This is a genomic window from Streptomyces sp. Da 82-17 (genome assembly GCF_046098215.1).
Taxonomy (GTDB): domain Bacteria; phylum Actinomycetota; class Actinomycetes; order Streptomycetales; family Streptomycetaceae; genus Streptomyces.
Map to the genome: position 1 here is coordinate 268,688 of NZ_JBJURH010000001.1, position 23,758 is coordinate 292,445.

24 protein-coding genes are annotated in these 23,758 nt (G+C 69.6%); 4 read left to right on the forward strand and 20 right to left on the reverse strand.

Annotated features, from left to right (window positions below; translation table 11 throughout):
- Positions 1–117 precede the first annotated feature (117 nt).
- Positions 118–966, reverse strand: a complete 849-nt coding sequence (locus ACIDOF_RS01210) for a 3-hydroxyacyl-CoA dehydrogenase family protein (RefSeq protein ID WP_409003692.1) — start codon at positions 964–966, stop codon at positions 118–120.
- 298 nt (positions 967–1,264) lie between these two features.
- Between ACIDOF_RS01210 and ACIDOF_RS01215 the strand changes: the two genes are divergently transcribed.
- Positions 1,265–1,837, forward strand: a complete 573-nt coding sequence (locus ACIDOF_RS01215; protein WP_409003693.1) for a cob(I)yrinic acid a,c-diamide adenosyltransferase — start codon at positions 1,265–1,267, stop codon at positions 1,835–1,837.
- Here ACIDOF_RS01215 and ACIDOF_RS01220 read toward each other — a convergent pair.
- Positions 1,834–2,400 carry a hypothetical protein gene (locus tag ACIDOF_RS01220; RefSeq protein ID WP_409003694.1) on the reverse strand — a complete coding sequence of 189 codons (567 nt, stop codon included), beginning with the start codon at positions 2,398–2,400 and terminating at the stop codon, positions 1,834–1,836. The two genes, ACIDOF_RS01215 and ACIDOF_RS01220, sit on opposite strands and share 4 nt — an antisense overlap.
- Before the next feature lie 251 nt (positions 2,401–2,651).
- Between ACIDOF_RS01220 and ACIDOF_RS01225 the strand changes: the two genes are divergently transcribed.
- From ACIDOF_RS01225 to ACIDOF_RS01235, 3 genes are all read left to right on the forward strand, one after another.
- Positions 2,652–3,815 (forward strand): sensor histidine kinase, encoded by a 1,164-nt coding sequence (locus tag ACIDOF_RS01225; protein ID WP_409004013.1) that lies wholly within the window; start codon positions 2,652–2,654, stop codon positions 3,813–3,815.
- Complete coding sequence (locus ACIDOF_RS01230) at positions 3,812–4,456, forward strand: response regulator (protein ID WP_409003695.1); 645 nt, start codon at positions 3,812–3,814, stop codon at positions 4,454–4,456. Before ACIDOF_RS01225 ends, ACIDOF_RS01230 begins: the two co-directional genes overlap by 4 nt.
- Positions 4,457–4,643: 187 nt before the next feature.
- On the forward strand, positions 4,644–6,497 hold the full coding sequence (locus tag ACIDOF_RS01235) for a glycosyl hydrolase family 18 protein (protein WP_409003696.1): 1,854 nt from the start codon (positions 4,644–4,646) through the stop codon (positions 6,495–6,497).
- Between the two features lie 232 nt (positions 6,498–6,729).
- Here the strand turns inward: ACIDOF_RS01235 and ACIDOF_RS01240 are convergent, their stop codons facing one another.
- The 18 genes from ACIDOF_RS01240 to ACIDOF_RS01325 form a co-directional block, all read right to left on the reverse strand.
- Complete coding sequence (locus ACIDOF_RS01240; protein ID WP_409004014.1) at positions 6,730–7,176, reverse strand: DUF2550 domain-containing protein; 447 nt, start codon at positions 7,174–7,176, stop codon at positions 6,730–6,732.
- A 130-nt stretch (positions 7,177–7,306) separates the two neighbouring features.
- Entirely contained in the window at positions 7,307–7,687 is a 381-nt protein-coding gene (locus ACIDOF_RS01245; RefSeq protein WP_409003697.1) for a F0F1 ATP synthase subunit epsilon, read from the reverse strand.
- Between the two features lie 111 nt (positions 7,688–7,798).
- Positions 7,799–9,241: a F0F1 ATP synthase subunit beta gene (gene atpD / locus ACIDOF_RS01250; RefSeq protein ID WP_409003698.1), complete on the reverse strand. Its 1,443-nt coding sequence runs from the start codon at positions 9,239–9,241 to the stop codon at positions 7,799–7,801.
- Positions 9,241–10,158 (reverse strand): F0F1 ATP synthase subunit gamma, encoded by a 918-nt coding sequence (locus tag ACIDOF_RS01255; protein WP_409003699.1) that lies wholly within the window; start codon positions 10,156–10,158, stop codon positions 9,241–9,243. The genes atpD and ACIDOF_RS01255 overlap by 1 nt, the downstream gene beginning before the upstream one ends.
- A gap of 20 nt (positions 10,159–10,178) precedes the next feature.
- A complete protein-coding gene (gene atpA / locus ACIDOF_RS01260; RefSeq protein ID WP_409003700.1) occupies positions 10,179–11,777 on the reverse strand; it encodes a F0F1 ATP synthase subunit alpha in 1,599 nt (532 codons plus the stop codon).
- A 152-nt stretch (positions 11,778–11,929) separates the two neighbouring features.
- Positions 11,930–12,745, reverse strand: a complete 816-nt coding sequence (locus ACIDOF_RS01265) for a F0F1 ATP synthase subunit delta (RefSeq protein ID WP_409003701.1) — start codon at positions 12,743–12,745, stop codon at positions 11,930–11,932.
- Entirely contained in the window at positions 12,742–13,290 is a 549-nt protein-coding gene (locus ACIDOF_RS01270) for a F0F1 ATP synthase subunit B (RefSeq protein WP_409003702.1), read from the reverse strand. Before ACIDOF_RS01270 ends, ACIDOF_RS01265 begins: the two co-directional genes overlap by 4 nt.
- A gap of 39 nt (positions 13,291–13,329) precedes the next feature.
- The gene (gene atpE, locus ACIDOF_RS01275) at positions 13,330–13,566 is read right to left on the reverse strand and encodes an ATP synthase F0 subunit C (protein WP_308939947.1); all 237 of its coding nucleotides are present in this window, start codon (positions 13,564–13,566) and stop codon (positions 13,330–13,332) included.
- Between the two features lie 80 nt (positions 13,567–13,646).
- Positions 13,647–14,417 carry a F0F1 ATP synthase subunit A gene (gene atpB, locus ACIDOF_RS01280; protein ID WP_409004015.1) on the reverse strand — a complete coding sequence of 257 codons (771 nt, stop codon included), beginning with the start codon at positions 14,415–14,417 and terminating at the stop codon, positions 13,647–13,649.
- A 276-nt stretch (positions 14,418–14,693) separates the two neighbouring features.
- Positions 14,694–15,131 carry a hypothetical protein gene (locus ACIDOF_RS01285; RefSeq protein WP_409003703.1) on the reverse strand — a complete coding sequence of 146 codons (438 nt, stop codon included), beginning with the start codon at positions 15,129–15,131 and terminating at the stop codon, positions 14,694–14,696.
- A 334-nt stretch (positions 15,132–15,465) separates the two neighbouring features.
- Positions 15,466–16,815, reverse strand: a complete 1,350-nt coding sequence (locus ACIDOF_RS01290; protein WP_409003704.1) for an MraY family glycosyltransferase — start codon at positions 16,813–16,815, stop codon at positions 15,466–15,468.
- Positions 16,816–16,966: 151 nt separating this feature from the next.
- Entirely contained in the window at positions 16,967–18,295 is a 1,329-nt protein-coding gene (glyA, locus tag ACIDOF_RS01295; protein WP_409003705.1) for a serine hydroxymethyltransferase, read from the reverse strand.
- A gap of 240 nt (positions 18,296–18,535) precedes the next feature.
- Positions 18,536–19,219, reverse strand: a complete 684-nt coding sequence (locus tag ACIDOF_RS01300) for a protein-tyrosine-phosphatase (RefSeq protein ID WP_409003706.1) — start codon at positions 19,217–19,219, stop codon at positions 18,536–18,538.
- On the reverse strand, positions 19,216–19,863 hold the full coding sequence (locus ACIDOF_RS01305; RefSeq protein ID WP_409003707.1) for an L-threonylcarbamoyladenylate synthase: 648 nt from the start codon (positions 19,861–19,863) through the stop codon (positions 19,216–19,218). The genes ACIDOF_RS01300 and ACIDOF_RS01305 overlap by 4 nt, the downstream gene beginning before the upstream one ends.
- Before the next feature lie 59 nt (positions 19,864–19,922).
- Positions 19,923–20,768 carry a peptide chain release factor N(5)-glutamine methyltransferase gene (gene prmC / locus ACIDOF_RS01310; RefSeq protein ID WP_409003708.1) on the reverse strand — a complete coding sequence of 282 codons (846 nt, stop codon included), beginning with the start codon at positions 20,766–20,768 and terminating at the stop codon, positions 19,923–19,925.
- Between the two features lie 136 nt (positions 20,769–20,904).
- Entirely contained in the window at positions 20,905–21,984 is a 1,080-nt protein-coding gene (gene prfA, locus ACIDOF_RS01315) for a peptide chain release factor 1 (RefSeq protein WP_409003709.1), read from the reverse strand.
- A 102-nt stretch (positions 21,985–22,086) separates the two neighbouring features.
- Complete coding sequence (rpmE, locus tag ACIDOF_RS01320; protein WP_355833260.1) at positions 22,087–22,311, reverse strand: 50S ribosomal protein L31; 225 nt, start codon at positions 22,309–22,311, stop codon at positions 22,087–22,089.
- Positions 22,312–22,470: 159 nt separating this feature from the next.
- Positions 22,471–23,598 (reverse strand): LCP family protein, encoded by a 1,128-nt coding sequence (locus ACIDOF_RS01325; RefSeq protein WP_409003710.1) that lies wholly within the window; start codon positions 23,596–23,598, stop codon positions 22,471–22,473.
- Positions 23,599–23,758 lie beyond the last annotated feature (160 nt).

A 23,758-nucleotide genomic window follows, 5' to 3' on the forward strand; every position in this document is an offset into this window, starting at 1 on the left:
AGAAGTTGTCGTCCGTGAGCGAACCGATACGCAATTCACCCCTGAGGGGGACCCGGCCGGTCCGCGTACGGGTCGCGTGCGGTCGTCCGGCCGGGGTACTGCGGTGGGTGCTGCGGTTCAGTGCTGGTAGAACCCCTGCCCGCTCTTGCGGCCGATGTCGCCGGCGTCGACCATGCGACGCATCAGCTCCGGCGGGGCGAACTTCTCGTCCTGGGATTCCGTGTAGATGTTGCTGGTCGCGTGCAGCAGGATGTCGACCCCGGTCAGGTCGGCGGTGGCCAGGGGGCCCATCGCGTGGCCGAAGCCCAGCTTGCAGGCGATGTCGATGTCCTCGGCGGTGGCGACGCCCGACTCGTAGAGCTTGGCGGCCTCCACCACGAGGGCGGAGATCAGCCTAGTGGTCACGAAGCCCGCGACGTCGCGGTTCACGACGATGCAGGTCTTGCCGACCGACTCGGCGAACTCCCGTGCGGCGGCGAGGGTTTCGTCACTGGTCTTGTAGCCGCGGACCAGTTCGCAGAGCTGCATCATCGGCACCGGCGAGAAGAAGTGCGCGCCCACGACCCGCTCGGGCCGCTCCGTCACGGCCGCGATCTTGGTGATCGGGATGGCGGAGGTGTTGGAGGCGAGCACGGTCTCCGGGCGCACGAGCTTGTCGAGCGTACGGAAGATCTCGTGCTTGACCTCGAGCTTCTCGAAGACGGCCTCGACGACGATGTCCGCGTCGGCGGCGGCGTCCAGATCGGTGGTCGTGGTGATCCGGGCGAGCGCGGCCTCGGCGTCCTCGGCGCTGAGCTTGCCCTTGCTGACGAACTTGTCGTACGAGGCCTTGATGCCGTCGGTGCCACGGGTCAGGGCGGCGTCGGTGACATCGCGCAGCACCACGTCCCAGCCCGCCTGGGCGGAGACCTGAGCGATACCGGACCCCATGAGTCCGGCTCCGACGACGGCGAGCTTCCGTGCCACTGTGCGATCCCCTTTGACAGTTGCGGTCTTACCCGCGGTTCACTTCCAACTCTCCGGCGGAGACTAGCGGGCGTGAGGCCGCCGTGGGGGGCTTGGAGATGCGCGTCACGTCTCATCTGACGGACATCACACCGGTCCACCCCTCGGACACCCGATCAGGCTGTCCGCGGCGCGTAGTTGGGGCCTTTTCGCGCAATAGGTCCTGGGTCTCGACGACCGCCCCGGCCCCCGGCAGCGGGTCGCCGTCCGCGACCGCCGCCCCGGCGCACGGCTCGCGTCCCGGAGTAACCTCGGCCGCATGGTCATTCTGTCGCGCATCTACACCCGCACCGGGGACAACGGCACCACCGCGCTCGGCGACATGAGCCGTGCGCCCAAGACCGACCTGCGGATCGCGGCGTACGCGGACGCCAACGAGGCCAACGCCGCGCTCGGCACCGCCATCGCCCTCGGCAACCTCGACGAGGAGATCGTCAAGGTCCTCACGCGGGTCCAGAACGACCTGTTCGACGTCGGCGCCGACCTCTCCACCCCGGTCGTGGAGAACCCTCAGTACCCGCCGCTGCGCGTCGAGCAGGCCTATGTCGACAAGCTGGAGGCCGACTGCGACGCGTTCAACGAGCAGTTGGAGAAGCTCCGTTCGTTCATCCTCCCCGGCGGCACGCCCGGCGCGGCCCTGCTGCACCAGGCGTGCACGGTCGTACGGCGGGCCGAGCGCTCCACGTGGGCGGCGCTGGAGGAGCACGGCGAGACGATGAACGCGCTGACGGCCACCTATCTGAACCGCCTCTCCGACCTGCTGTTCATCCTGGCCCGGGTCGCCAACAAGGAGGTCGGGGACGTGCTGTGGGTGCCGGGCGGGGAGCGTTAGCGCACGGTCGCGCGGGCCTCGGTCTCCCGGGGCGCCGGGGCCTTCTTCGGGAACAGCGTGTACGCCGCCGCGATCACCACGTTGATGCCGATCACGAACAGCATCCTCTGCTGCCACAGCTCCAGCGTCCCGGTCTCCCCCGCGTCCCCCACGTACCAGATCGCGCCCTGCAGCAGGCCCATCGCGATCACCGCCGCGAGCACCCAGCGGGCGGCCAGCTTCCACTCGTGCGCCGCGCGGGCCATGCCGTACCGGGGTGTGGTCGGCGGCGGGCCGCCGAAGAAGCGGTGGGCCACGCGGACGTCGACCCACTTGACCGTGTAGTGGCCGAGCGCGATCGAGTAGCCGATGTAGACCGCCGCGAGCCCGTGCTTCCAGTCCGGCTCCGCCCCGCCGCGCAGGTCGATCGCGGTGACCACGAACAGGACGACTTCGAGCAGCGGCTCACAGAGCAGTACGGCGATGCTCGCGCGCGGCATCCTCGCCACGTACCGCAGGGCGAGACCCAGCGCGAGCAGCGCCCAGAAGCCGACCTCGCAGATGACGATGAGCGTGACGATCACGGGACTCTCCTCTCACGGTCCCTCCAGCGTCCCGCCGCCCCGCCGCCCGTTCGTCGGCCGCACCGACGAACCGGGAGTACATCGAAGGATGCAGTCCGGCCCCGCTCCGCGTCCGCCCGCATACGGAGGCCACGGCGCCGCCCGCAATGTTGGATGGGAGGGTGACTTCCGAGTGCCCGCCCCGTGAGGCCCCGGCGCAGGGCCGCCGACGCCGCCCCGCGCCGCCCCCGCCGCACCGGGTCGACGTCCTCATCGCCGTCTCCGGCCTGCTCGGCGGGCTCGCCCTGTACGGCATCGGGCTCGGTCTGCGGCCCTCGCCCTTCCCCGCGCTCCCGGACGCGTGGCTGCTGCTGCCGCTGGCCGTGATGTCGGGCCTGGAACTGGTCCGCCGTACGCTGCCGCAGACCGCGCTCGCCGTCGGGACGCTGGCCGTGGTCGCCGACCAGTTCACCGCCGGCAGTCTCGTCACGATCATCCTGTTCGCGGACCTCGCGTACGCCGCCGTCCTCTACGGCTCGCCCGCCGCCGCCCGGCGCATCCCGTGGACCACCGGGCTCGTCACCGTCGCCTCGACGATCGCGTTCGTCGCCTGGTTCCAGGAGCCCGAGGCCGTGCTGCTCGGCGTCATGGTCGGCCTGGTCGGCTTCGCGCCCGCGACCACCGGCGCGATCGTCCGCAACCACCGCGACGCCGCCGAGACCGCCCGCCTGCGGGCCGAACAGACCGCGCTGCTCGCCGAGATGGACCGCACCCAGGCCGTCACCGCCGAGCGCGCCCGGATGGCCCGCGAGCTGCACGACATGGTCGCCAACCACCTCTCGGCCATCGCCATCCACTCCACGGCCGCGCTCTCCCTCGACGACCCGGCCACCACCCGCGAGGCCCTCGGCGTGATCCGCGAGAACAGCGTCGACGGACTGGCCGAGATGCGCCGCCTCATCGGCCTGCTCAGGGACGGCAGCGACGACCACGAGCCCGCCGCGTCCCCCACCCTCGACGGCCTCGCCGCCCTCGCCGAACAGGCCCGCGTGAACGGCCTCGACGTGACCCTCGACGACCTCCGCACCGACCACGCCCGCCTCCCCGCACCGGTCGAGCTGGCCGCGTACCGCATCGTCCAGGAGTCGCTCACCAACGCGCTCAAGCACGCCGCGCCCGGCCCGGTCCGCGTCGTCCTGAGACTCGTCGACCGGGCCCTGACCGTGGCGGTGACCAGCCCGTTCGGCGATCCGTCGGGCCCGCGCGCGCCGGGCTCGGGCGCCGGGCTCGTCGGCATGCGGGAGCGCGCGACCCTGCTCGGCGGCGCCTTCGAGGCGGGGCCGCGGGAGAGCGCCGAGGGGAAGATCTGGTACGTACGAGCCGCCCTGCCCGCCGGGGAAACCGGGGAAGCGCCCCACGAAGGAGGAAGCGAATGATCCGGGTCCTGGTCGCCGAGGACCAGTCGGCCGTGCGCGCCGGCCTCGTCCTGATCCTGGGCAGCGCCCCGGACATCGAGGTCGTCGGCGAGGCCGTGGACGGCGAGGAGGCGGTGGCCCGCGCCCGCGAACTCCGGCCCGATCTGGTCCTGATGGACGTCCAGATGCCCCGCCTCGACGGCGTCGCCGCCACCCGGCAGGTGGTCGCCGAGCAGCTGGCCGACGTGCTCGTGCTCACCACCTTCGACCTGGACGAGTACGTCTTCGGTGCGCTGCGCGCGGGCGCCGCCGGGTTCCTGCTGAAGAACACCGATGCGGCCGACCTGATCGCGGCGGTCCGCACGGTCGCCCGCGGCGAGGGCCTGATCGCCCCGGCCGTGACCCGCCGCCTGATCGCCGAGTTCGCCGCGAAACCGGCCCGCGCCGAGAACGCCCCCGACCCGGCGGTCCTCGACGCCCTCACCCGCCGCGAACGCGAGGTCCTCTCCTGCCTGGGCCGGGGCCTGTCCAACGCGGAGATCGCCGTACGGCTGGACATGGCGGAGGCCACCGTGAAGACCCATGTGAGCCGGCTGCTCGGGAAGCTGGAGCTGCGCAGCAGGGTCCAAGCGGCCGTCCTGGCCCAGGAGTTGAACGTCTGAGCGGCCCACCGGCGACTTTCGGTGCACTTCGGGTTCACTGGTCCAGACCTATTGACGGCAGGTCTGGACCTTTCTACTCTCACGGCACTGCGGTGAGCACAGCACACGTACGTCCACGACGTGCTCACGGGCGTCGCAGGGTCCCCCCACACCCCCAACGTCCGGACCTCTCCCGAGGAGGCGCACCATGCGCTTCACGCTCAGACCACGCCACAGACGGCACAGCCGGCACAGAATCACAGCGGGACTCACCACCCTGCTCCTCCCGCTCGCCTCCCTCGTCGCCCTGGCCACCCCCGCCGAGGCGGCGACCTCCGCCACCGCCACGTACACCAAGACCCAGGACTGGGGCTCCGGCTTCGAGGGCAAGTGGACGGTGAAGAACACCGGCACCACCTCCCTCGACTCCTGGACCGTCCAGTGGGACTTCCCCGCGGACACCAAGGTCACCTCCGCCTGGGACGCCGACGTCACCAACTCCGGCACCCGCTGGACCGCCAAGAACAAGGCCTGGAACGGCGCCCTCGCCCCCGGCGCCTCCGTCACCTTCGGCTTCAACGGCACCGGCTCCGGCGCCCCGGCGAACTGCACGCTGAACGGCGCCAGTTGCGACGGCGGCAGCGTCCCCGGCGACGCACCGCCGACCGCCCCGGGCACCCCCTCGGCCTCGGACATCACCAACACGTCGGTCAAGCTCAGCTGGACCGCGGCCACCGACGACAAGGGCGTCAAGAACTACGACGTGCTGCGCGACGGCGCCAAGGTCGCGACGGTCACGGGGACTTCGTACGCCGACAGCGGCCTCACCGCCGGCACCGACTACTCGTACAGCGTGCAGGCCCGGGACACCGCCGACCAGACCGGTCCGGTCAGCGGGGCCCGCGCGGTCCGCACCACCGGCGGCACCGACCCGGGCCCCGGCCCCGGCGACCAGGTCAAGCTCGGCTACTTCACCAACTGGGGCGTCTACGGCCGCAATTACCACGTCAAGAACCTGGACACCTCCGGCTCCGCCGCCAAGATCACGCACATCAACTACGCCTTCGGCAACGTCCAGGGCGGCAAGTGCACGATCGGCGACGCGTACGCCGACTACGACAAGGCCTACACCGCCGAGCAGTCCGTCGACGGCAAGGCCGACACCTGGGACCAGCCGTTGCGCGGCAACTTCAACCAGCTGCGCAAGCTGAAGGCCAAGTACCCGCACATCAAGGTCATCTGGTCGTTCGGCGGCTGGACCTGGTCCGGCGGGTTCACGGACGCGATGAAGAACCCGGCCGCGTTCGCCAAGTCCTGCCACGACCTGGTCGAGGACCCGCGCTGGGCCGACGTCTTCGACGGCATCGACCTCGACTGGGAGTACCCGAACGCGTGCGGGCTGAGCTGTGACAGCAGCGGGCCGGCCGTCATGAAGACGATGATGCAGGCCTTCCGCTCCGAGTTCGGCCCGAACGCCCTGGTCACCGCAGCCATCACCGCCGACGCCTCGTCCGGCGGCAAGATCGACTCGGCGGACTACGGGGGCGCGGCGCAGTACACCGACTGGTACAACGTGATGACGTACGACTTCTTCGGCGCCTGGGCCAAGACCGGCCCGACGGCCCCGCACTCCCCGCTCACCTCGTACCCGGGCATCCCGCAGCAGGGCTTCAACTCCGCTGAGGCGATCGCCAAGTTGAAGGCGAAGGGCGTCCCGGCGAAGAAGCTGCTGCTCGGCATCGGCTTCTACGGCCGCGGCTGGACCGGCGTCACACAGAAGGAGCCGGGCGGTACGGCGACGGGCGCGGCGGCCGGCACGTACGAGGCGGGCATCGAGGACTACAAGGTCCTCAAGTCCAAGTGCCCGGCGAACGGGGTGGTCGCGGGCACGGCGTACGCCCACTGCGGCACGGACTGGTGGTCGTACGACACCCCCGCGACGATCAAGTCCAAGATGACCTGGGCGAAGAACCAGGCCCTCGGCGGCGCGTTCTTCTGGGAGTTCAGCGGCGACACGACCGACGGCGATCTGGTCTCGGCCATCAACACCGGTTTGGGCTAGGCCACTTGACCGGAAGCCGGGTCGTACGGGAACGCCCCCCGTCGGCCCGGCTTCTTCTTTCCCCACCCCGCCCCTTCCCGTAACTGGGGCTCCGCCCCAGACCCCGCTCCTCAAACGCCGGAGGGGCTGGATAGTGCGGGGGGGCGGGTGACGTGCCCCGATAGGGGCGCGGGGAACTGCGCGAGCGGCCACTACGGCGCCGCAGACGAACGACACCCCGGAGGGGAAGGCCTCAGGCCACGTTGACCCGCTGCCCCGGAGGCGCCGCCTCCAACCAAGCGAGGAACCCCGTCAGCGCATCCTCACTCATGGCGAGCTCGATCCGCGTCCCCGCATGCGTACACCCGAGAACAATCGCATCGGAGAGCAGCGCCAACTCCTCCTCGCCCTCCGGCGCACGCCGGTCCACGACCTCGATCGCGGACCGCTCCAGCACCCGCCGCGGCCGCGGCGCGTACGAGAAGACCCGGAACCACGCGATGCGATCGCCGTTGTACCGGGCCACTCCATAGCTCCACCCCTTGCCGGACGTGTCCCCCGGCTCGGGCGCGTTCCACCTGAGGGAACAGTCGAAGGTGCCTCCGGAGCGCTGGATCAGGCGCCTGCGCAGCCCGAAGACGAAGAGCCCCACCAACACGAGCACGATCACCAGCGCGCACACAACCACAGCGAGGATCATCGGCACCGACCTCCTCGCTCCGTCCAGTCACGCCAAACGACCTTGCACCTGCATCGCCTCAGCCGCGGCCCGGTCCGGATCACTCCGGTCCTGGCCGCGGCTGAGTCACACACTCCGCGTCGCGCTCTCGTCAGCGCGCCGCCACCGCACGAAGGCGGACGTCCGCGCGCCGTTCGGCGGCCGCGTCGGCCTCCGACTTCGCACGCTCCAGCGCCCGCTCCGCACGCTGAACATCGATCTCGTCGGCAAGCTCCACGATCTCGGCCAGCAGCGAAAGCTTGTTGTCCGCGAACGAGATGAAACCGCCGTGCACCGCGGCGACGATCGTGCCGGCCTCCTCGGAGGTCGTACGGATCGTCACAGGGCCCGACTCCAGCACACCGAGCAGCGGCTGGTGACCGGGCATGACGCCGATGTCGCCGGACGTGGTGCGCGCCACGACCAGGGTGGCCTCGCCGGACCAGACCTGGCGGTCGGCGGCGACCAGCTCGACGTGCAGCTCAGCAGCCAAGGGTGGCTCCTCGGGTCACCACCCGGCGGGTTCTGCCGGGTGTTGGGTCAAATTCTAGTAGGCGTGCCGGGAGGGGCGGGACGCGCCCGCCCCTCCCGAGAGTCGGCTGACTCAGGAGACGCCGAGCTCCTTGGCGTTGGCCTTGAGGTCCTCGATGCCACCGCACATGAAGAACGCCTGCTCGGGGAAGTGGTCGTACTCGCCGTCGCAGATCGCGTTGAAGGCCGCGATCGACTCGTCGAGGGACACGTCCGAACCGTCGACGCCGGTGAACTGCTTGGCGACGTGGGTGTTCTGCGACAGGAAGCGCTCCACGCGACGGGCACGGTGGACGACGAGCTTGTCCTCCTCGCCGAGCTCGTCGATACCGAGGATCGCGATGATGTCCTGGAGGTCCTTGTACTTCTGCAGGATCGTCTTGACGCGCATGGCGGCGTCGTAGTGGTCCTGCGCGATGTACCGCGGGTCCAGGATGCGGGACGTGGAGTCCAGCGGGTCCACGGCCGGGTAGATGCCCTTCTCGGAGATCGGACGGGACAGAACCGTCGTCGCGTCGAGGTGGGCGAACGTGGTGGCCGGGGCCGGGTCGGTCAGGTCGTCCGCGGGGACGTAGATCGCCTGCATCGAGGTGATCGAGTGACCACGGGTCGAGGTGATGCGCTCCTGGAGGAGGCCCATCTCGTCGGCCAGGTTCGGCTGGTAACCCACGGCGGAGGGCATGCGGCCGAGCAGGGTCGAGACCTCGGAGCCGGCCTGGGTGAAGCGGAAGATGTTGTCGATGAAGAACAGCACGTCCTGCTTCTGCACATCGCGGAAGTACTCCGCCATGGTCAGACCGGCGAGGGCCACGCGCAGACGGGTGCCCGGCGGCTCGTCCATCTGACCGAAGACCAGCGCGGTCTTGTCGATGACGCCCGACTCGGACATCTCGTCGATCAGGTCGTTGCCCTCACGGGTGCGCTCACCGACACCGGCGAACACGGAGACACCGTCGTGGTTGTTGGCGACGCGGTAGATCATCTCCTGGATGAGCACCGTCTTGCCGACGCCGGCACCACCGAACAGACCGATCTTTCCACCCTTGACGTACGGGGTGAGAAGGTCGATGACCTTGACGCCGGTCTCGAACATCTCGGTCTTCGACTCGAGCTCGTCGAAGTTCGGGGCCTTGCGGTGGATGGACCAGCGCTCGCCGACGTTGGCGTTCTCCTCGGGGACGTTCAGCACCTCGCCGAGGGTGTTGAACACCTTGCCCTTGGTGAAGTCGCCGACGGGGACGGTGATGCCGTCGCCCGTGTCGGTCACCGGGGCCTGGCGGACCAGGCCGTCGGTGGGCTGCATGGAGATCGCGCGGACCAGGCCGTCACCGAGGTGCTGGGCGACCTCGAGCGTCAGGGTCTTCTTGGCGCCGTCCTGGGCCGGGTCGGCCACCTCGACGGTGAGCGCGTTGTAGATGTCCGGCATCGCGTCGACGGGGAACTCCACGTCGACGACCGGGCCGATCACCCGGGCGACGCGGCCCGTGGCAACGGCCGTATCAACAGTGGTCGTCATTACTTGTCACTCCCCGCGGTCGCGTCGGCCAGGGCGCTCGCGCCACCGACGATCTCGCTGATTTCCTGGGTGATTTCGGCCTGGCGGGCCGCGTTGGCAAGCCGGGAGAGGTTGTTGATCAGCTCTCCGGCGTTGTCGGTCGCCGACTTCATCGCGCGGCGCGTGGCGGCGTGCTTGGAGGCAGCCGACTGCAGCAGCGCGTTGTAGATACGGCTCTCGACGTACCGCGGAAGCAGGGCGTCCAGGACGTCCTGACCCGACGGCTCGAAGTCGTAAAGCGGGCGGATCTCGTCCTTGGTGCCCGCCTCTTCGGCGACCTCGTCGAGGCTCAGCGGAAGCAGTCGGGACTCGACCGCGTTCTGCGTCATCATCGAGACGAACTCGGTGTAGACGATGTGGAGTTCATCCACGCCGCCCTCGGCCGTGTCCTTCTCGATGGCCTCGATCAGCGGCCCGGCGACCGCCTTGGCGTCCGCGTACGTGGGCTCGTCCGTGAAGCCCGTCCACTCCCCCGCGATCTTGCGCTCGCGGAAGTTGTAGTGGGCGATGCCGCGGCGGCCGACGATGTAGCTGTCGACCTGCTTGCCCTCGGCCTGGAGCTTCTCGGTGAGCTGCTCCGCCGACTTGATCGCGTTGGAGTTGAAGGCACCGGCCAGACCACGGTCGCTCGTGAGGAGCAGGACCGCAGCCCGGGTCGGGTTCTCCACCTCGGTGGTCAGCGGGTGCTTGTCGTTCGCACCCGTCGACACCGCGGTGACCGCGCGGGTGAGCTCGGTCGCGTACGGCGTGGAGGCCGCCACCTTGCGCTGTGCCTTGACGACACGCGAGGCGGCGATCATCTCCATCGCCTTCGTGATCTTCTTCGTCGCGGTGACGGACCGGATGCGACGCTTGTAGACCCGGAGCTGGGCTCCCATGAGTCAGGTCCCTTCCGTCGTCACTTGGAGACGTCGACGGCTGCCGGAGCGTCCTCGCCGATCAGCTTGCCGTCGGAGGTCTCGAACTGCTTCTTGAACTCCGCGATGGCGTCCGCGACGGCCGTGAGGGTGTCGTCGGACATCTTGCCGCCCTCCTTGATGGAGGTCATCAGGCCCTGCTCCTTGCGGTGCAGGTAGTCGAGCAGCTCGCGCTCGAAGCGGCGGATGTCGGCGACCGGCACGTCGTCCATCTTGCCGGTGGTGCCGGCCCAGACGGAGACGACCTGGTCCTCGGTCGGCATCGGCTGGTACTGAGCCTGCTTGAGCAGCTCGACCATGCGCTGACCGCGCTCCAGCTGGGCCTTCGACGCGGCGTCCAGGTCGGAGCCGAAGGCGGCGAACGCCTCGAGCTCACGGAACTGGGCGAGGTCCACGCGGAGGCGGCCGGAGACCTGCTTCATCGCCTTGTGCTGCGCGGAACCACCGACTCGGGAGACGGAGATACCGACGTTCAGCGCGGGGCGCTGACCGGCGTTGAAGAGGTCCGACTCCAGGAAGCACTGGCCGTCGGTGATGGAGATGACGTTGGTCGGGATGAACGCCGACACGTCGTTCGCCTTGGTCTCGACGATCGGCAGACCCGTCATCGAGCCCTTGCCCATCTCGTCGGAGAGCTTCGCGCAGCGCTCCAGGAGGCGGGAGTGCAGGTAGAAGACGTCCCCCGGGTAGGCCTCGCGGCCCGGCGGGCGGCGGAGCAGCAGGGACACGGCGCGGTAGGCGTCGGCCTGCTTCGAGAGGTCGTCGAAGATGATGAGGACGTGCTTGCCCTCGTACATCCACTGCTGGCCGATGGCCGAACCGGTGTAGGGGGCCAGGTACTTGAAGCCCGCCGGGTCGGACGCCGGGGCGGCGACGATCGTCGTGTACTCGAGGGCGCCGGCCTCTTCGAGGGCACCACGCACGGAGGCGATGGTCGAGCCCTTCTGACCGATGGCGACGTAGATGCAGCGGACCTGCTTGTTCACGTCACCGGAGCGCCAGTTGTCGCGCTGGTTGATGATCGTGTCGACGGCCAGGGCGGTCTTGCCGGTCTGGCGGTCACCGATGATCAGCTGACGCTGACCACGGCCGATCGGGGTCATCGCGTCGACGGCCTTGTAGCCGGTCTCCATCGGCTCGTGCACCGACTTGCGCTGCATGACCGTGGGGGCCTGCAGCTCGAGGGCGCGGCGGCCGGTGGTCTCGATCTCGCCGAGGCCGTCGATCGGGTTGCCGAGCGGGTCGACGACACGGCCGAGGTAGCCCTCGCCGACGGCGACCGACAGGACCTCGCCGGTACGGGAGACCGACTGGCCCTCTTCAATACCGCTGAACTCGCCGAGGACGATCGAACCGATCTCGCGCTCTTCCAGGTTCAGAGCGAGACCGAGGGTGCCGTCCTCGAACTTCAGCAGCTCGTTGGCCATGGCCGAGGGCAGGCCCTCGACCTTCGCGATGCCATCGCCGGCCAGGGTGACCGTACCGACCTCCTCGCGCGAGGCCGCGTCCGGCTTGTACGCCTGGACAAAGTTCTCCAGCGCGTCCCGGATCTCCTCCGGCCGGATCGTGAGCTCCGCCATCTGGGTTCCCTGCTCTCCTTGTTGGGCCCGAAGTTTCTTTGGGGGTCTGGGGGCGCCCCCCAGAAAAACTGTCTGCACGGCCCAACTCGGGCCGTAGTCATGCTTGTTGAGTTGATTCGCCGAGCAGCACGCCCGGGTCGACCACGTGGTCGTCAGCCGGCCATCCGGCGGCTCGCGTCCTCGAGCCGGTCCGCGATGGAGCCGTTGATGACCTCGTCGCCCACCTGCACCCGGATCCCGCCGAGGACCTCGGGGTCCACGTCGAGGTTGAGGTGCATCTGCCGGCCGTACAGCTTGGCCAGCGAACCGGCCAGGCGCTGCTTCTGTCCGTCGGACAGCGGCACGGCCGAGGTGACGATCGCGACCGTGCGGTCCCGGCGGTCCGCGGCGAGCTTGGACAGGGACTCGAGTCCCGCTTCCAGGCTACGTCCCCGGGGCTGGGTCACAAGGCGCGTGATCAGGCGCTCCGTCACGGCCTCCGCGCGACCGCCGAGCAGGCTGCGCAGCAGCTCGCCCTTGGCGGACCCGGCGGCGGTACGGCTGGTCAGCGCGGCCCGCAGCTCGGTGCTCGAGGTGACGATCCGTCCGAAGCGGAACAGCTCGTCCTCGACGTTGTCGAGCTTGCCCGCGCGCTGGGCGGCGGTGAGGTCGGCGACGTTGGCCAGCTCTTCGAGAGCGTCGACCAGGTCACGCGACTGCGACCAGCGGGAGCGGACGACGCCGGCCACCAGGTCGGCGGTCTCGGCGGAGACCTGCCCACCGAGCACCCGGCCCGCGAGCTCGGCCTTCGCCTCAGCGGCCTGCGCCGGGTCGGTCAGGACCCGACGCAGCGACACCTCGCGGTCGAGCAGCGCGGTGACGGCGGCCAGCTCGTCCGCGAGCGCGGTCGCGTCCACCGACGTGTTGTCGGTCAGCGCGTCGAGACGCTCACGTGCGGCAGCCAGTGCCTCGCGGCTCGCTCCGTTCATCGCGCGGCCTCGGCCTTCTCCTCGAGCTCGTCGAGGAAACGGTCGATGGTGCGGCTCTGCCGGGCGTGGTCCTCGAGGGACTCGCCGACGAGCTTGCCGGCCAGGGTGGTGGCCAGCTGGCCGACGTCCTGACGCAGCGACTGCGAAGCGGCCTTGCGGTCCGCAGCGATCTGCGCGTGACCGGCAGCGATGATCTCCTCACGCTGCCGCTGGCCCTCGGCGCGCATCTCGGCGATGAGCTGAGCACCCTGCTCCTGCGCCTCCTGGCGCAGCCGCGCGGCCTCGTGCCGAGCCTCGGCGAGCTGAGCCTTGTACTGCTCGAGCACGCTCTGGGCCTCGGTCTGGGCGGCCTCGGCCTTCTCAATGCCGCCTTCGATCGCCTCCCGGCGCTGCTCCAGAACCTTGTTGATGTTCGGGAGGAGCTTCTTCCAGAAGAAGAAGAAGACGATGGCGAAGGCGATGGTGCCGACGAGCAGCTCGGGGCCGGGCGGGAGGAGCGGACTCTGCTCTTCCTCGGCCGCCAGCTGCACCAGGTTGGCGATCACATCAGTGCCTTTCGTCGAAATGTGTCAGGTAAGAAGGGCTTACTTACCGAACACGAACGGCATAACGATGCCGATGAGGGCGAGCGCCTCACAGAAGGCGAAGCCCAGGATCTGGTTGGCGCGGATCAGGCCGGCGGCCTCGGGCTGACGGGCCAGGGCCTGCGTGCCGTTACCGAACACGATGCCGACGCCGATGCCGGGGCCGATGGCGGCGAGACCGTAGCCGATGGAGCCGAGGGATCCGGTGACGGCGGCGAGTTCGATGGTCGCGGACATGCCGTTACTTCCTTCTCTTTCATGGACCGGTGGGGGTTGGCCACCGGGCGATCTGGGGGGGGTGTTGCAGGCGGGGTGGCTCAGTGGTGCTCGGCGACCGCGCCCTGGATGTACGTGCAGGCGAGCAGCACGAAGACGTAAGCCTGGACGGCCTGCACGAAGAGCTCGAACATGATCATGACGACGGTCATCACGAAGGAGACACCGGCGGCGGGGATCAGCCAGGAGTTGAGCAGGTACCAGGAGGCGACGGTGAACATCACCAGCATCAGGTGGCCGGCGAACATGTTGGCGAAGAGTCGCACCGCGTGCGTGAAGGGACGCACGAGCAGGTTCGAGAAGAACTCGATGAACGAGACCAGCCACTTGATCGGGCCGAGCGAGTTGTCGTAGCCGGTGATGTTCTTCCAGCCGCCGACGAAGCCGTGACGCTTGAAGGTCAGCGAGACCCAGATGACGTAGACGATCGCGGCGAGCACGGCCGGGTAGGCGATGACCGAGGAGACCGGGAACTGGGCCAGCGGGATCACGGACCAGATGTTCATGATCCAGATGAAGAAGAAGAGCGAGACCATCAGGGGGACGTACTTCTCGCCCTCCTTCTTTCCGAGGGTCTCGTAGACGATCCCGCGGCGTACGAAGTCGTAACCCGCCTCACCGATCATCTGCAGCTTGCCGGGCACGACCTTCGCCTTGCCGAAAGCAAGGGTGAAGAACGTGACGACGACCAGCGTGGTGATGAGCGCGAGCAGCATCACCTTGTTGAACTCGAAGCCGCCGACGGTGAACATCGGCTTGAAGAGGAAAGAGTGCAGGCCCGGCGCCGGGAAGCCACATCCGTTGTCGGACATGATGCGGCAGCTCCAGTCAAAGGCGAGCTGGGTCTGGTCAGCACTCACCGCGGGCTCCTTCGGCGTGACGCATAAGTACGGCAACCTCGTTGTGTCGGCGCGGCGTGCAGCCGCGAGTCGGCACCGGTCTGGTGTTTCGGATGTGGGGGCGGCAGTCAGGCAATGAGCCTCGCGATGAAGCAGGCGTCAGCTCAGTCGTTGCCCGCGCCCGCAGTGCCGCAGTTGGCACCGGACGATAGCAGGAGTTCTTACGGCTCTTTATCCCGGCCCTACCCCTCACGACGAGGACCCCGACTTCTCGCCCTTGTCGGCGTCCGAAGAGTCCGGATCGATGTAGAAGATCTTGGCCTTCATGTGCGCACGTGCTTGGGAAACGACCCAGGCGATCGTGGTCGCCACGATGGTGGCGGCAAAGGCCTTGGGGTCGAAGAGCGTGGTGTTCTTGAAAATGGCCACGAAGACGAACAGCACAAGCAGCTGCGTCACATAGAGCAGCAGTCCCATCGCCTGGAACAGGTGCGGAAAGTGCTTGGCCGTGTACTGGAGGCCGAGAATCCCGAGCCCCATGAAGAGGCACACCACGGCGGTCGCGACGACGGCACCGATCGCTCCCTTGCCGCCCGCGACGATTCCACTGACGACGACGGCGACAGCGCCGACGGCGACGGTGGGCACGACGATGGGCACGAGAGTTCGGGCGTCATTGGACTGCATGGCGGCAGCTCCACTTACTACAGAAGGGGACGAGTTGTCGTCATGGACGAGCGTAAGCCCGGGAACGGAGAGCTCCTGCCGGCCAACCGACCGTCGCACTACGGTCCTTCGGCCCTACCCCGGGATCTCGTGAACGGTATCACAAACTATTTGATGAGGTCTTTACCCACTAGGTGTGCCAGCCGTCACACATGAGAGTTAACGCGCGCGTCTGCGCGCGCACGCGCCCGACTTGTCTGGTAATGGCCGACTTTGACGAGGGGTCGGCGGCCGACCGTCAGTTTTCGGCCCCCGGCTCGACCCGTGCGTGGCTCCGCTGAACCCGCGCAGCCGGCTAGACCCGCGAGTGGTCCGGCGCCGACTTGCCCTCTGCCGTGTGGCGGGCGCGGCCGCCGATGGCCGTCGCACCGCCGCCCCGGACCGCCGGGGCCGCCGAAGACGCGGGCGCGGACTCCCCCGCCCCGTCCTCGGCGACCGCGGCGGCACCTGCAGCGGCAGCAGCCGGCTCCGCCTCCCGTACGCGTCGGTACCGAGGCGGTACGAAGGCCTCCATCCAGCGCGGCGTACGCGGCGTGAAGCGCGGCAGGAGCAGCAGGACCAGGCCCACGAAGCTCAGCGCGACGACCACGAGGACGATCCACATCGACGCCGAGTGCACCGAGTACGCCAGGGCGCCGAAGGCGATCAGGGCCGACCAGAAGTACATGATCAGGACCGCCCGGCTGTGCGAGTGGCCGATCTCCAGGAGCCGGTGGTGCAGATGGCCCCGGTCGGCGGCGAACGGCGACTGGCCGCGCCAGGTGCGGCGTACGACCGCGAGGATCAGGTCGGCGGCCGGGACCGCGATGATCGTCAGCGGGAGGAGCAGCGGGATGTAGACCGGCACCGTCTGGTGGACCGCGGAGCGCTCGGAGCCGGCGAAGAGGTTCATCGCGTCCGGGTCGACCTGGCCCGTGATGGAGATCGCGCCCGCGGCGAGCACCAGGCCGATCAGCATCGAGCCGGAGTCGCCCATGAAGATCCGGGCCGGGTGCATGTTGTGCGGCAGGAAGCCGAGGCACATGCCCATCAGGATCGCGGCGAACAGCGTGGCCGGGGCGGCCGACTCGATGCCGTAGCTGAACCAGATGCGGTACGCGTACAGGAAGAACGCCGTGGCCGCGATGCAGACCATGCCCGCGGCCAGGCCGTCGAGGCCGTCGACGAAGTTCACGGCGTTGATGGTGATGAGGACCAGGGCGACCGTGAGGAGCGTGCCCTGCTGGTCGCTCAGGGAGACCGATCCCACACCCGGCACCGGCAGCCACAGGATCGTCAGACCCTGCATGACCATCACGCCCGCGGCGATCATCTGGCCGCCCAGCTTGATCAGGGCGTCGATCTCGAACTTGTCGTCCAGGACGCCGATCAGCCAGATCACCGCGGCCCCGGAGAGCAGTGCTCTCGGTTCGTTGGAGTTCTCGAAGACCTCGTTGAGGTTCTGCAGATGGTCCGCGACGAGCAGGCCCGCGCACAGGCCGAAGAACATCGCGATGCCGCCGAGCCGCGGGGTCGGTTCCCGGTGCACGTCGCGCGCGCGGATCTCCGGCATCGCCCCGGCGACGATGGCGAACTTCCGCACCGGCCCGGTCAGCAGATAGGTGACCGCTGCCGTGACGCAGAGCGTCAGCAGGTATTCACGCACGGGCTTCCCCACAGGTATCGCTGGCCATCTCAGCCCCACACCCTAGCTTCGCGCGCATACGGTTGAGGACTTCCGGGTAGCGACGATGGTTGCACGCAAGCCTGTCCACCCCGCAGCGCCTACCCCGGATCCGCACGGAATACGGCGGAAACTAACGCTCCGGACGGTCCGGGTGGTCGGGATGGTCCGGATAGGGCGGGAACCGTCGTACGAGCTCCCGTACCTCGGCGCGCAGCCGGGTCGGCTCGGCGTCGGCGTGCAGGGCCGCCGCGAACAGTTCCGCGATCGTGACCATCTCCTCCTCGCCCATGCCCTGCGTCGTGACGGCGGCCGTGCCGAGGCGCAGGCCGCGGACGTCGCCGTGCGGCAGCGCGCAGGTGTCGAGGACGAGCCCGGCGGCGGCGAGGCGGCCGCGGGCGGTGCGGGCGTCCAGGGCGAAGCGGCCGGTGTCGGCGGTGAGCAGATGCGTGTCGGTGCCGCCGGTGGTGATCAGCAGCCCGCGCTGCGTCAACTCCTCGGCGAGGACACGGGCGTTGGCGACGACCTTGTGCGCGTACGTCGTGAACGCCGGGCCCGCCGCCTCGCCGAAGCCGACGGCCTTCGCGGCGATGGTGTGCATCTGGGCGCCGCCCTGGGTGAACGGGAACACGGCCCGGTCGATGCGCTCCGCCAGGTCGGCGCCGCACAGCAGCATCCCGCCGCGCGGCCCGCGCAGCACCTTGTGCGTGGTGGCGCACACCACGTCCGCGTACGGCACCGGGTTGGGCGCCGCTCCCCCGGCGACCAGGCCCATCGGGTGCGCGGCGTCGGCGATCAGATACGCGCCCACGTCGTCGGCGATGTCCCGGAACGCGGAGTAGTCGATGTGCCGCGGGTACGAGATCGAGCCGCAGACCACGGCCTTCGGCTTGTGCGTGCGGGCGAGGGCGCGGATCTGCTCGTAGTCGATGAGGCCGCTCTCGGCGTCGACGCCGTAGCCGACGAACTCGAACCAGCGGCCGGAGAAGTTCGCGGGCGAGCCGTGCGTGAGGTGCCCGCCGTGCGGCAGGCCCATCGCGAGGACCGTGTCGCCGGGGCGGAGCAGGGCGGCGTACGCGGCGAGCACGGCGGAGGAGCCGGAGTGCGGCTGCACGTTGGCGTGCTCGGCGCCGAACAGGGCCTTGGCGCGGTCCACGGCGATGCGCTCGGCGACGTCGACGAACTCGCAGCCGCCGTGGTGGCGGGCGCCGGGGTAGCCCTCGGCGTACTTGTTCGCGAGCGGCGAGCCGAGGGCGGTGAGGACCGCGGGCGAGGTGAAGTTCTCGGCGGCGATCAACTGCAGGCCGTCCGACTGGCGTTCCAGTTCGGCGACGAGGATCTCCGCGAGCTCGGGGTCCTGCCGGCGCAGCGCATCGAGGTCGGGCCCGGAGGGGGTGTGCCGCGGGGCGGCGGGCCGTGCGGTGGCGGGCCGTGCGGTGGCGCTTGCGGAAGTGACCGACATCTTCGGCTCCGGCGGGGTGTAGTGAGGGCGCGAATCCAATGTAGGACGCCTTCCGGCCAACCGCCTGGCGTGCACGCACCGCCCTTCGGGCGGGTTGCTCCCCTCCCCGCCCCTTCCCGAACCCCGCGCCCCCAAAAAACCCAGCCCCGCCCGCAAAATCCAGCCCCTCCGGCGTTTGAGGAGCGGGGTCTGGGGCGGAGCCCCAGTTCGGGAAGGGGCGGGGAGGGGAAAAGAACGGCCTCAGGCCGGCAGTCCCGCCGCCGGGACCCCCGTCAACGCCGTGACCACCGGGTCCAGTGCCTGGTTGATCTCGTCGCCGATGGAGCGGAAGAACGGCAGCGGGGCGCCGTACGGATCGTGCACCTCGTCCGCCTCCGCGCTGGGCGCGAGCAGCCAGCCGCGCAGCGCTGCCGCGGCCCGTACGAGAGCCCTGGCGCGCTCCACGACGCCGTCGTCGAGCGGGTCCGGCAGGGTCGCCGGATCTATGGCGCGGACGAGCCGCGTGAACTCCTTCAGCGTGAACGTGCGAAGGCCCGCGCTGTGCCCCATCGAGACGACCTGGGCGCGGTGGTCACGGGTCGCGGTGAGGACCAGGTCGGCGCGGATGACGTGCTCGTCGAGCAGCTCACGGCCGATGAAGCCGCTGGCGTCCGCCCCGAAGTCGGAGAGGACCGTCGCCGCGTTGGTCTCCATGGCGGCGCCCTCGTGGCCCCAGGTGCCCGCGCTCTCCACGATCAGGCCGCGGGTGTCCAGGTCGCCGAGCCGGTGGGCCAGGGCATGACGGGTCAGCCGCTCGGTGATCGGCGAGCGGCAGACGTTGCCGGTGCTGACGTGGAGGATGCGGAAGCTGTCCGTGGGCCCGGCGACCGCGCCGGGGAACGTCTCGGGGAAGCCCGCTATGCCACGCCCCTCGGGGGCCGTCAATTGGCCACCTCGAGGTCGGGTACCACCTTGCGGAGCTCGTCGGCGTCGAGCGCGCCCGCGCGCAGCAGTACGGGGATCTTGCCCGTGACGTCGACGATCGACGACGGGACGATGCCCGGCGTCGGCCCGCCGTCCAGGTACACGGACACGGCGTCGCCGAGCATCTCCTGCGCGGCGTCGCAGTTCTCCGGGGCCGGGTGCCCGGTCAGGTTGGCCGACGTGACCGCCATCGGGCCGACCTCGGTGAGCAGTTCGATCGCCACGGGGTGCAGCGGCATCCGGATGGCGACCGTGCCGCGGGTGTCCCCGAGGTCCCACTGCAGCGACGGCTGGTGCCGGGCGACCAGGGTGAGGGCGCCGGGCCAGAACGCGTCGACGAGCTCCCAGGCCTGCTCCGAGAAGTCGGTGACCAGGCCGTGCAGCGTGTTCGGGGAGCCGATGAGCACGGGCGTGGGCATGTTGCGCCCCCTGCCCTTGGCCGCGAGCACGTCCGCCACGGCCTCCGAGGAGAAGGCGTCGGCGCCGATGCCGTAGACCGTGTCGGTGGGCAGCACGACCAGCTCGCCTCGGCGGACGGCGGACGCGGCCTCGCGCAGACCGGTCACCCGGTCCGTCGCGTCGTTCGTGTCGTATCGCCGTGCCATCTAGCGAGCCTCCTCGTACGCGTACAACTTCTCGGTGATCAGCGGTTCTTGACGGCCCGTCACGGCAGCGCCTTGCGGGCCGTCGCGAAGCGGGGCCGGTTGTTGAGGTCGGGGTGGTCGGCGGCGTCCGCCCAGCCCCGTTCCTCGGTGAAGATCCACGGGACCTGCCCGCCCTGGGTGTCGGCGTGCTCGATGACGACGATGCCGCCGGGGCGGAGCAGCCGGTGCGCGGTGCGTTCCAGGCCGCGGATGGTGTCGAGCCCGTCCTCGCCGGAGAACAGGGCGAGCTCCGGGTCGTGGTCGCGGGCCTCGGGCGCCACGTACTCCCACTCGGTGAGCGGGATGTACGGCGGGTTGGAGATGACCAGGTCGACCTGGCCGTCCAGCTCCGGCAGCGCGGTCAGCGCGTCCCCCTGGTGCAGCTGGACCCGCGAGCCGTCGACGTTCTTGCGGGTCCACACCAGCGCGTCCTCGGACAGCTCCACGGCGTGCACGCGGGAGCGCGGCACCTCCTGGGCCATGGCGAGCGCGATGGCGCCGGAGCCGGTGCACAGGTCGACGACGAGCGGCTCGACGACGTCCATGGCGCGCACCGCGTCTATCGCCCAGCCGACCACCGACTCGGTCTCGGGGCGCGGCACGAACACCCCGGGGCCCACCTGGAGTTCGAGGTACCGGAAGAAGGCCCGGCCGGTGATGTGCTGGAGCGGCTCACGGGCCTCGCGCCGGGAGACGGCCTCCCAGTACCGGGCGTCGAAGTCGGCGTCCTTGACGTTGTGCAGTTCGCCCCGCTTGACGCCGTGCACGAAGGCGGCGAGCTCCTCGGCGTCGAAGCGCGGTGAGGGCACGCCGGCGTCGGCCAGCCGCTGGGTGGCCTGGGCCACTTCCGCGAGCAGCAGGTTCACGCTGGTCCTCCGGTGCTGCAGTACGTGCTGATGGGGTGCTTTACGTGCTTTACGTGCTTTACGTGCTTTACGTGCTTTACGTGCTTTACGTGCTCTACGTGCTGTGCGCTGCCGTGTGCAGGCGCTGGGCGCGGGCCTACTGCGCGGCCGCGAGCTTCGCCGCGGAGTCCGCGTCGACGCAGGCCTGGATGACCGCGTCCAGGTCGCCGTCGAGCACCTGGTCCAAGTTGTACGCCTTGAAGCCCACCCGGTGGTCGGAGATCCGGTTCTCCGGGAAGTTGTACGTACGGATCTTCTCGGAGCGGTCGACCGTGCGGACCTGGCTGCGCCGGGCGTCGGCGGCCTTGCTCTCGGCCTCCTCCTGCGCCGCGGCGAGCAGCCTGGAGCGCAGGATACGCATCGCCTGCTCCTTGTTCTGCAGCTGGCTCTTCTCGTTCTGGCAGGAGGCGACGACACCGGTCGGGATGTGCGTGATGCGGACCGCGGAGTCGGTGGTGTTGACGGACTGGCCGCCGGGCCCGGACGAGCGGTACACGTCGATCCGCAGGTCGTTCGGGTTGATCTCGACGTCGATCTCCTCGGCCTCCGGCGTCACCAGGACACCGGCCGCGGAGGTGTGGATCCGGCCCTGCGACTCGGTGGCGGGCACGCGCTGCACGCGGTGCACCCCGCCCTCGTACTTCATCCGCGCCCATACGCCCTGGCCGGGCTCGGTGGCGCCCTGGCCGCCCTTGGTCTTCACGGCGACCTGGACGTCCTTGTACCCGCCCAGCTCGGACTCGGTGGAGTCGATGATCTCGGTCTTCCAGCCGACCCGCTCCGCGTACCGCAGATACATCCGCAGCAGGTCGCCGGCGAACAGGGCCGACTCGTCGCCGCCCGCGCCCGCCTTGATCTCCAGGAGGACGTCCTTGTCGTCGGACGGGTCGCGCGGCACGAGCAGCAGGCGCAGCTTCTCGGTGAGCTCCTCGCGCTGCTCCTCGAGCTCCTTGACCTCGGCGCCGAACTCCGGGTCGTCGGCGGCCAGTTCACGGGCCGTCTCGATGTCGTCCCCGGTCTGCTTCCAGGAGCGGTACGTGGCGACGATCGGGGTCAGCTCGGCGTAGCGCTTGTTGAGCTTGCGCGCGTTGGCCTGGTCCGCGTGGACCGAAGGGTCGGCGAGCTGCTTCTCGAGATCGGCGTGCTCACCGATCAGTTCCTCGACCGCCTCGAACATCTCCGGGCTCCTGGGTGTACGTGAAGGGGAAGGGATGCGACCAAAAACGCCGGTCCTGGTCGCTCCGGGGTGGGAGCGACCGAGGACCGGCGCTGTGGCTCGCTACTTCTTGGCGGAGCCGGCGGCCTTGCCGAAGCGGGCCTCGAAGCGGGCCACGCGGCCACCGGTGTCGAGGATCTTCTGCTTGCCCGTGTAGAACGGGTGGCACTCGGAGCAGACCTCGGCACGGATGGTGCCGGAGTCGATGGTGCTGCGAGTGGTGAACGACGCGCCGCAGGTGCAGCTGACCTGGGTCTCGACGTACTCGGGGTGAATGTCGCGCTTCAAGGTGTCTCCTAGTTTCGGGAGGGCGCCGGGTCGCACGCGCGGGATGCGGGTGCGTGAACCGGGGCCGACGTACCAGTCTGCCAGCACTGGCCGCATCCCCCAAAACCGGGGTGGGGCGGGATCTATTCCCTCGGCCGGGGCGCTGCCGTCGCGGAACGCCTACTTGCTGCTCACCACGGTGCCCGCTTCGCCCTTGTCGCCCGCGGAGTCCTTGGTCGCGGCGGCCGGGATGGGCTTGTCGGCGTGCAGGGCGGCCCAGACCTGCTTGCCCTGCTTCTCCAGCGGGACGACGCGGTTCGGGTCCTGGGGGTCGTAGATCACGGGGAGGGTCACCATCTCCATGTCGTTCGACTCGATGCCCTTGAGGCTGTTGGCGAAGCCGATGAGGCTCTTCACGTCGTCGAGCTCGGAGTCGGTGGTGACGGTCCTGGTCGCGGTGTCCGCGAGGTCGTAGAGCTTCTTCGGGCTGGTGAAGACGCCGACGTCCTTGACCTGGTCGATCAGCGCCTTGATGAAGGCCTGCTGCAGCTGTATTCGGCCGAGGTCGCCGCCGTCGCCCACCGCGTGCCGGGTGCGGACCAGGCCGAGGGCCTGCTCGCCGTCGAGGGTGTGGGTGCCGGCGGCCAGGTTCAGGTGGCTGTCCGGGTCGGAGATGGCCTTCTTGGTGGTGACGTCGACGCCGCCGAGCTCGTCGATGAGCTTCTTGAAGCCGGTGAAGTCGACTTCCAGGTAGTGGTCCATGCGGATGCCGGACATCTTCTCGACGGTCTTCACCGCACAGGCCGGGCCGCCCACCGAGTACGACTCGTTGAACATGTGGTGCGGGCCGCCCGGGTCGGTCGTGCCGGCCTCGGTCGTGCACTCGGGCCTGGTCACCATCGTGTCCCGGGGTATGGAGACCACGCTGGCCTTCTTGTGGCCCTCGTAGACGTGGACGACCATCGCGGTGTCCGAGCGCTCGCCCTCCTGCCCGGCGCCGCCGTACTTGGAGTTGGCGCCGTTGCGGGAGTCGGAGCCGAGGACGAGGATGTCCATCGAGCCGTTGTCGACGTCCTCGGGCCGGTCGGTGCCGAGCGCGGCGTTGATGTCGACGCCGTTGATGTTGCCGTTCAGCTTGAAGTAGACGTACCCGAGGCCGATGCCGCCGGCCAGGACGACGGAGGCGGCGGCCCAGGCGGTGACGACGAGGGCCTTGCTCCGCGTGCGCGGCTTGCGGCGCCTGCCGGTGGCGCCCTTGCGTCGGCGCTCGGGCGTGCTCGTGGCGGGATCGTCGCTGTCGTCGGCCATGTGCTCCTCAGTCCTCGGGTCGGTCGGGTACCCCCTGCTCTCAGGGTCAGACGCGGCTCGACGTCACCTGGCGTGACGCTCGGGTGCAGCCACTTGTCAGACGCCGAATCCGGAAAAAGGGTTGCACAGGGCGTTAAGCGCTCCGTAAGGCCGAACGGCC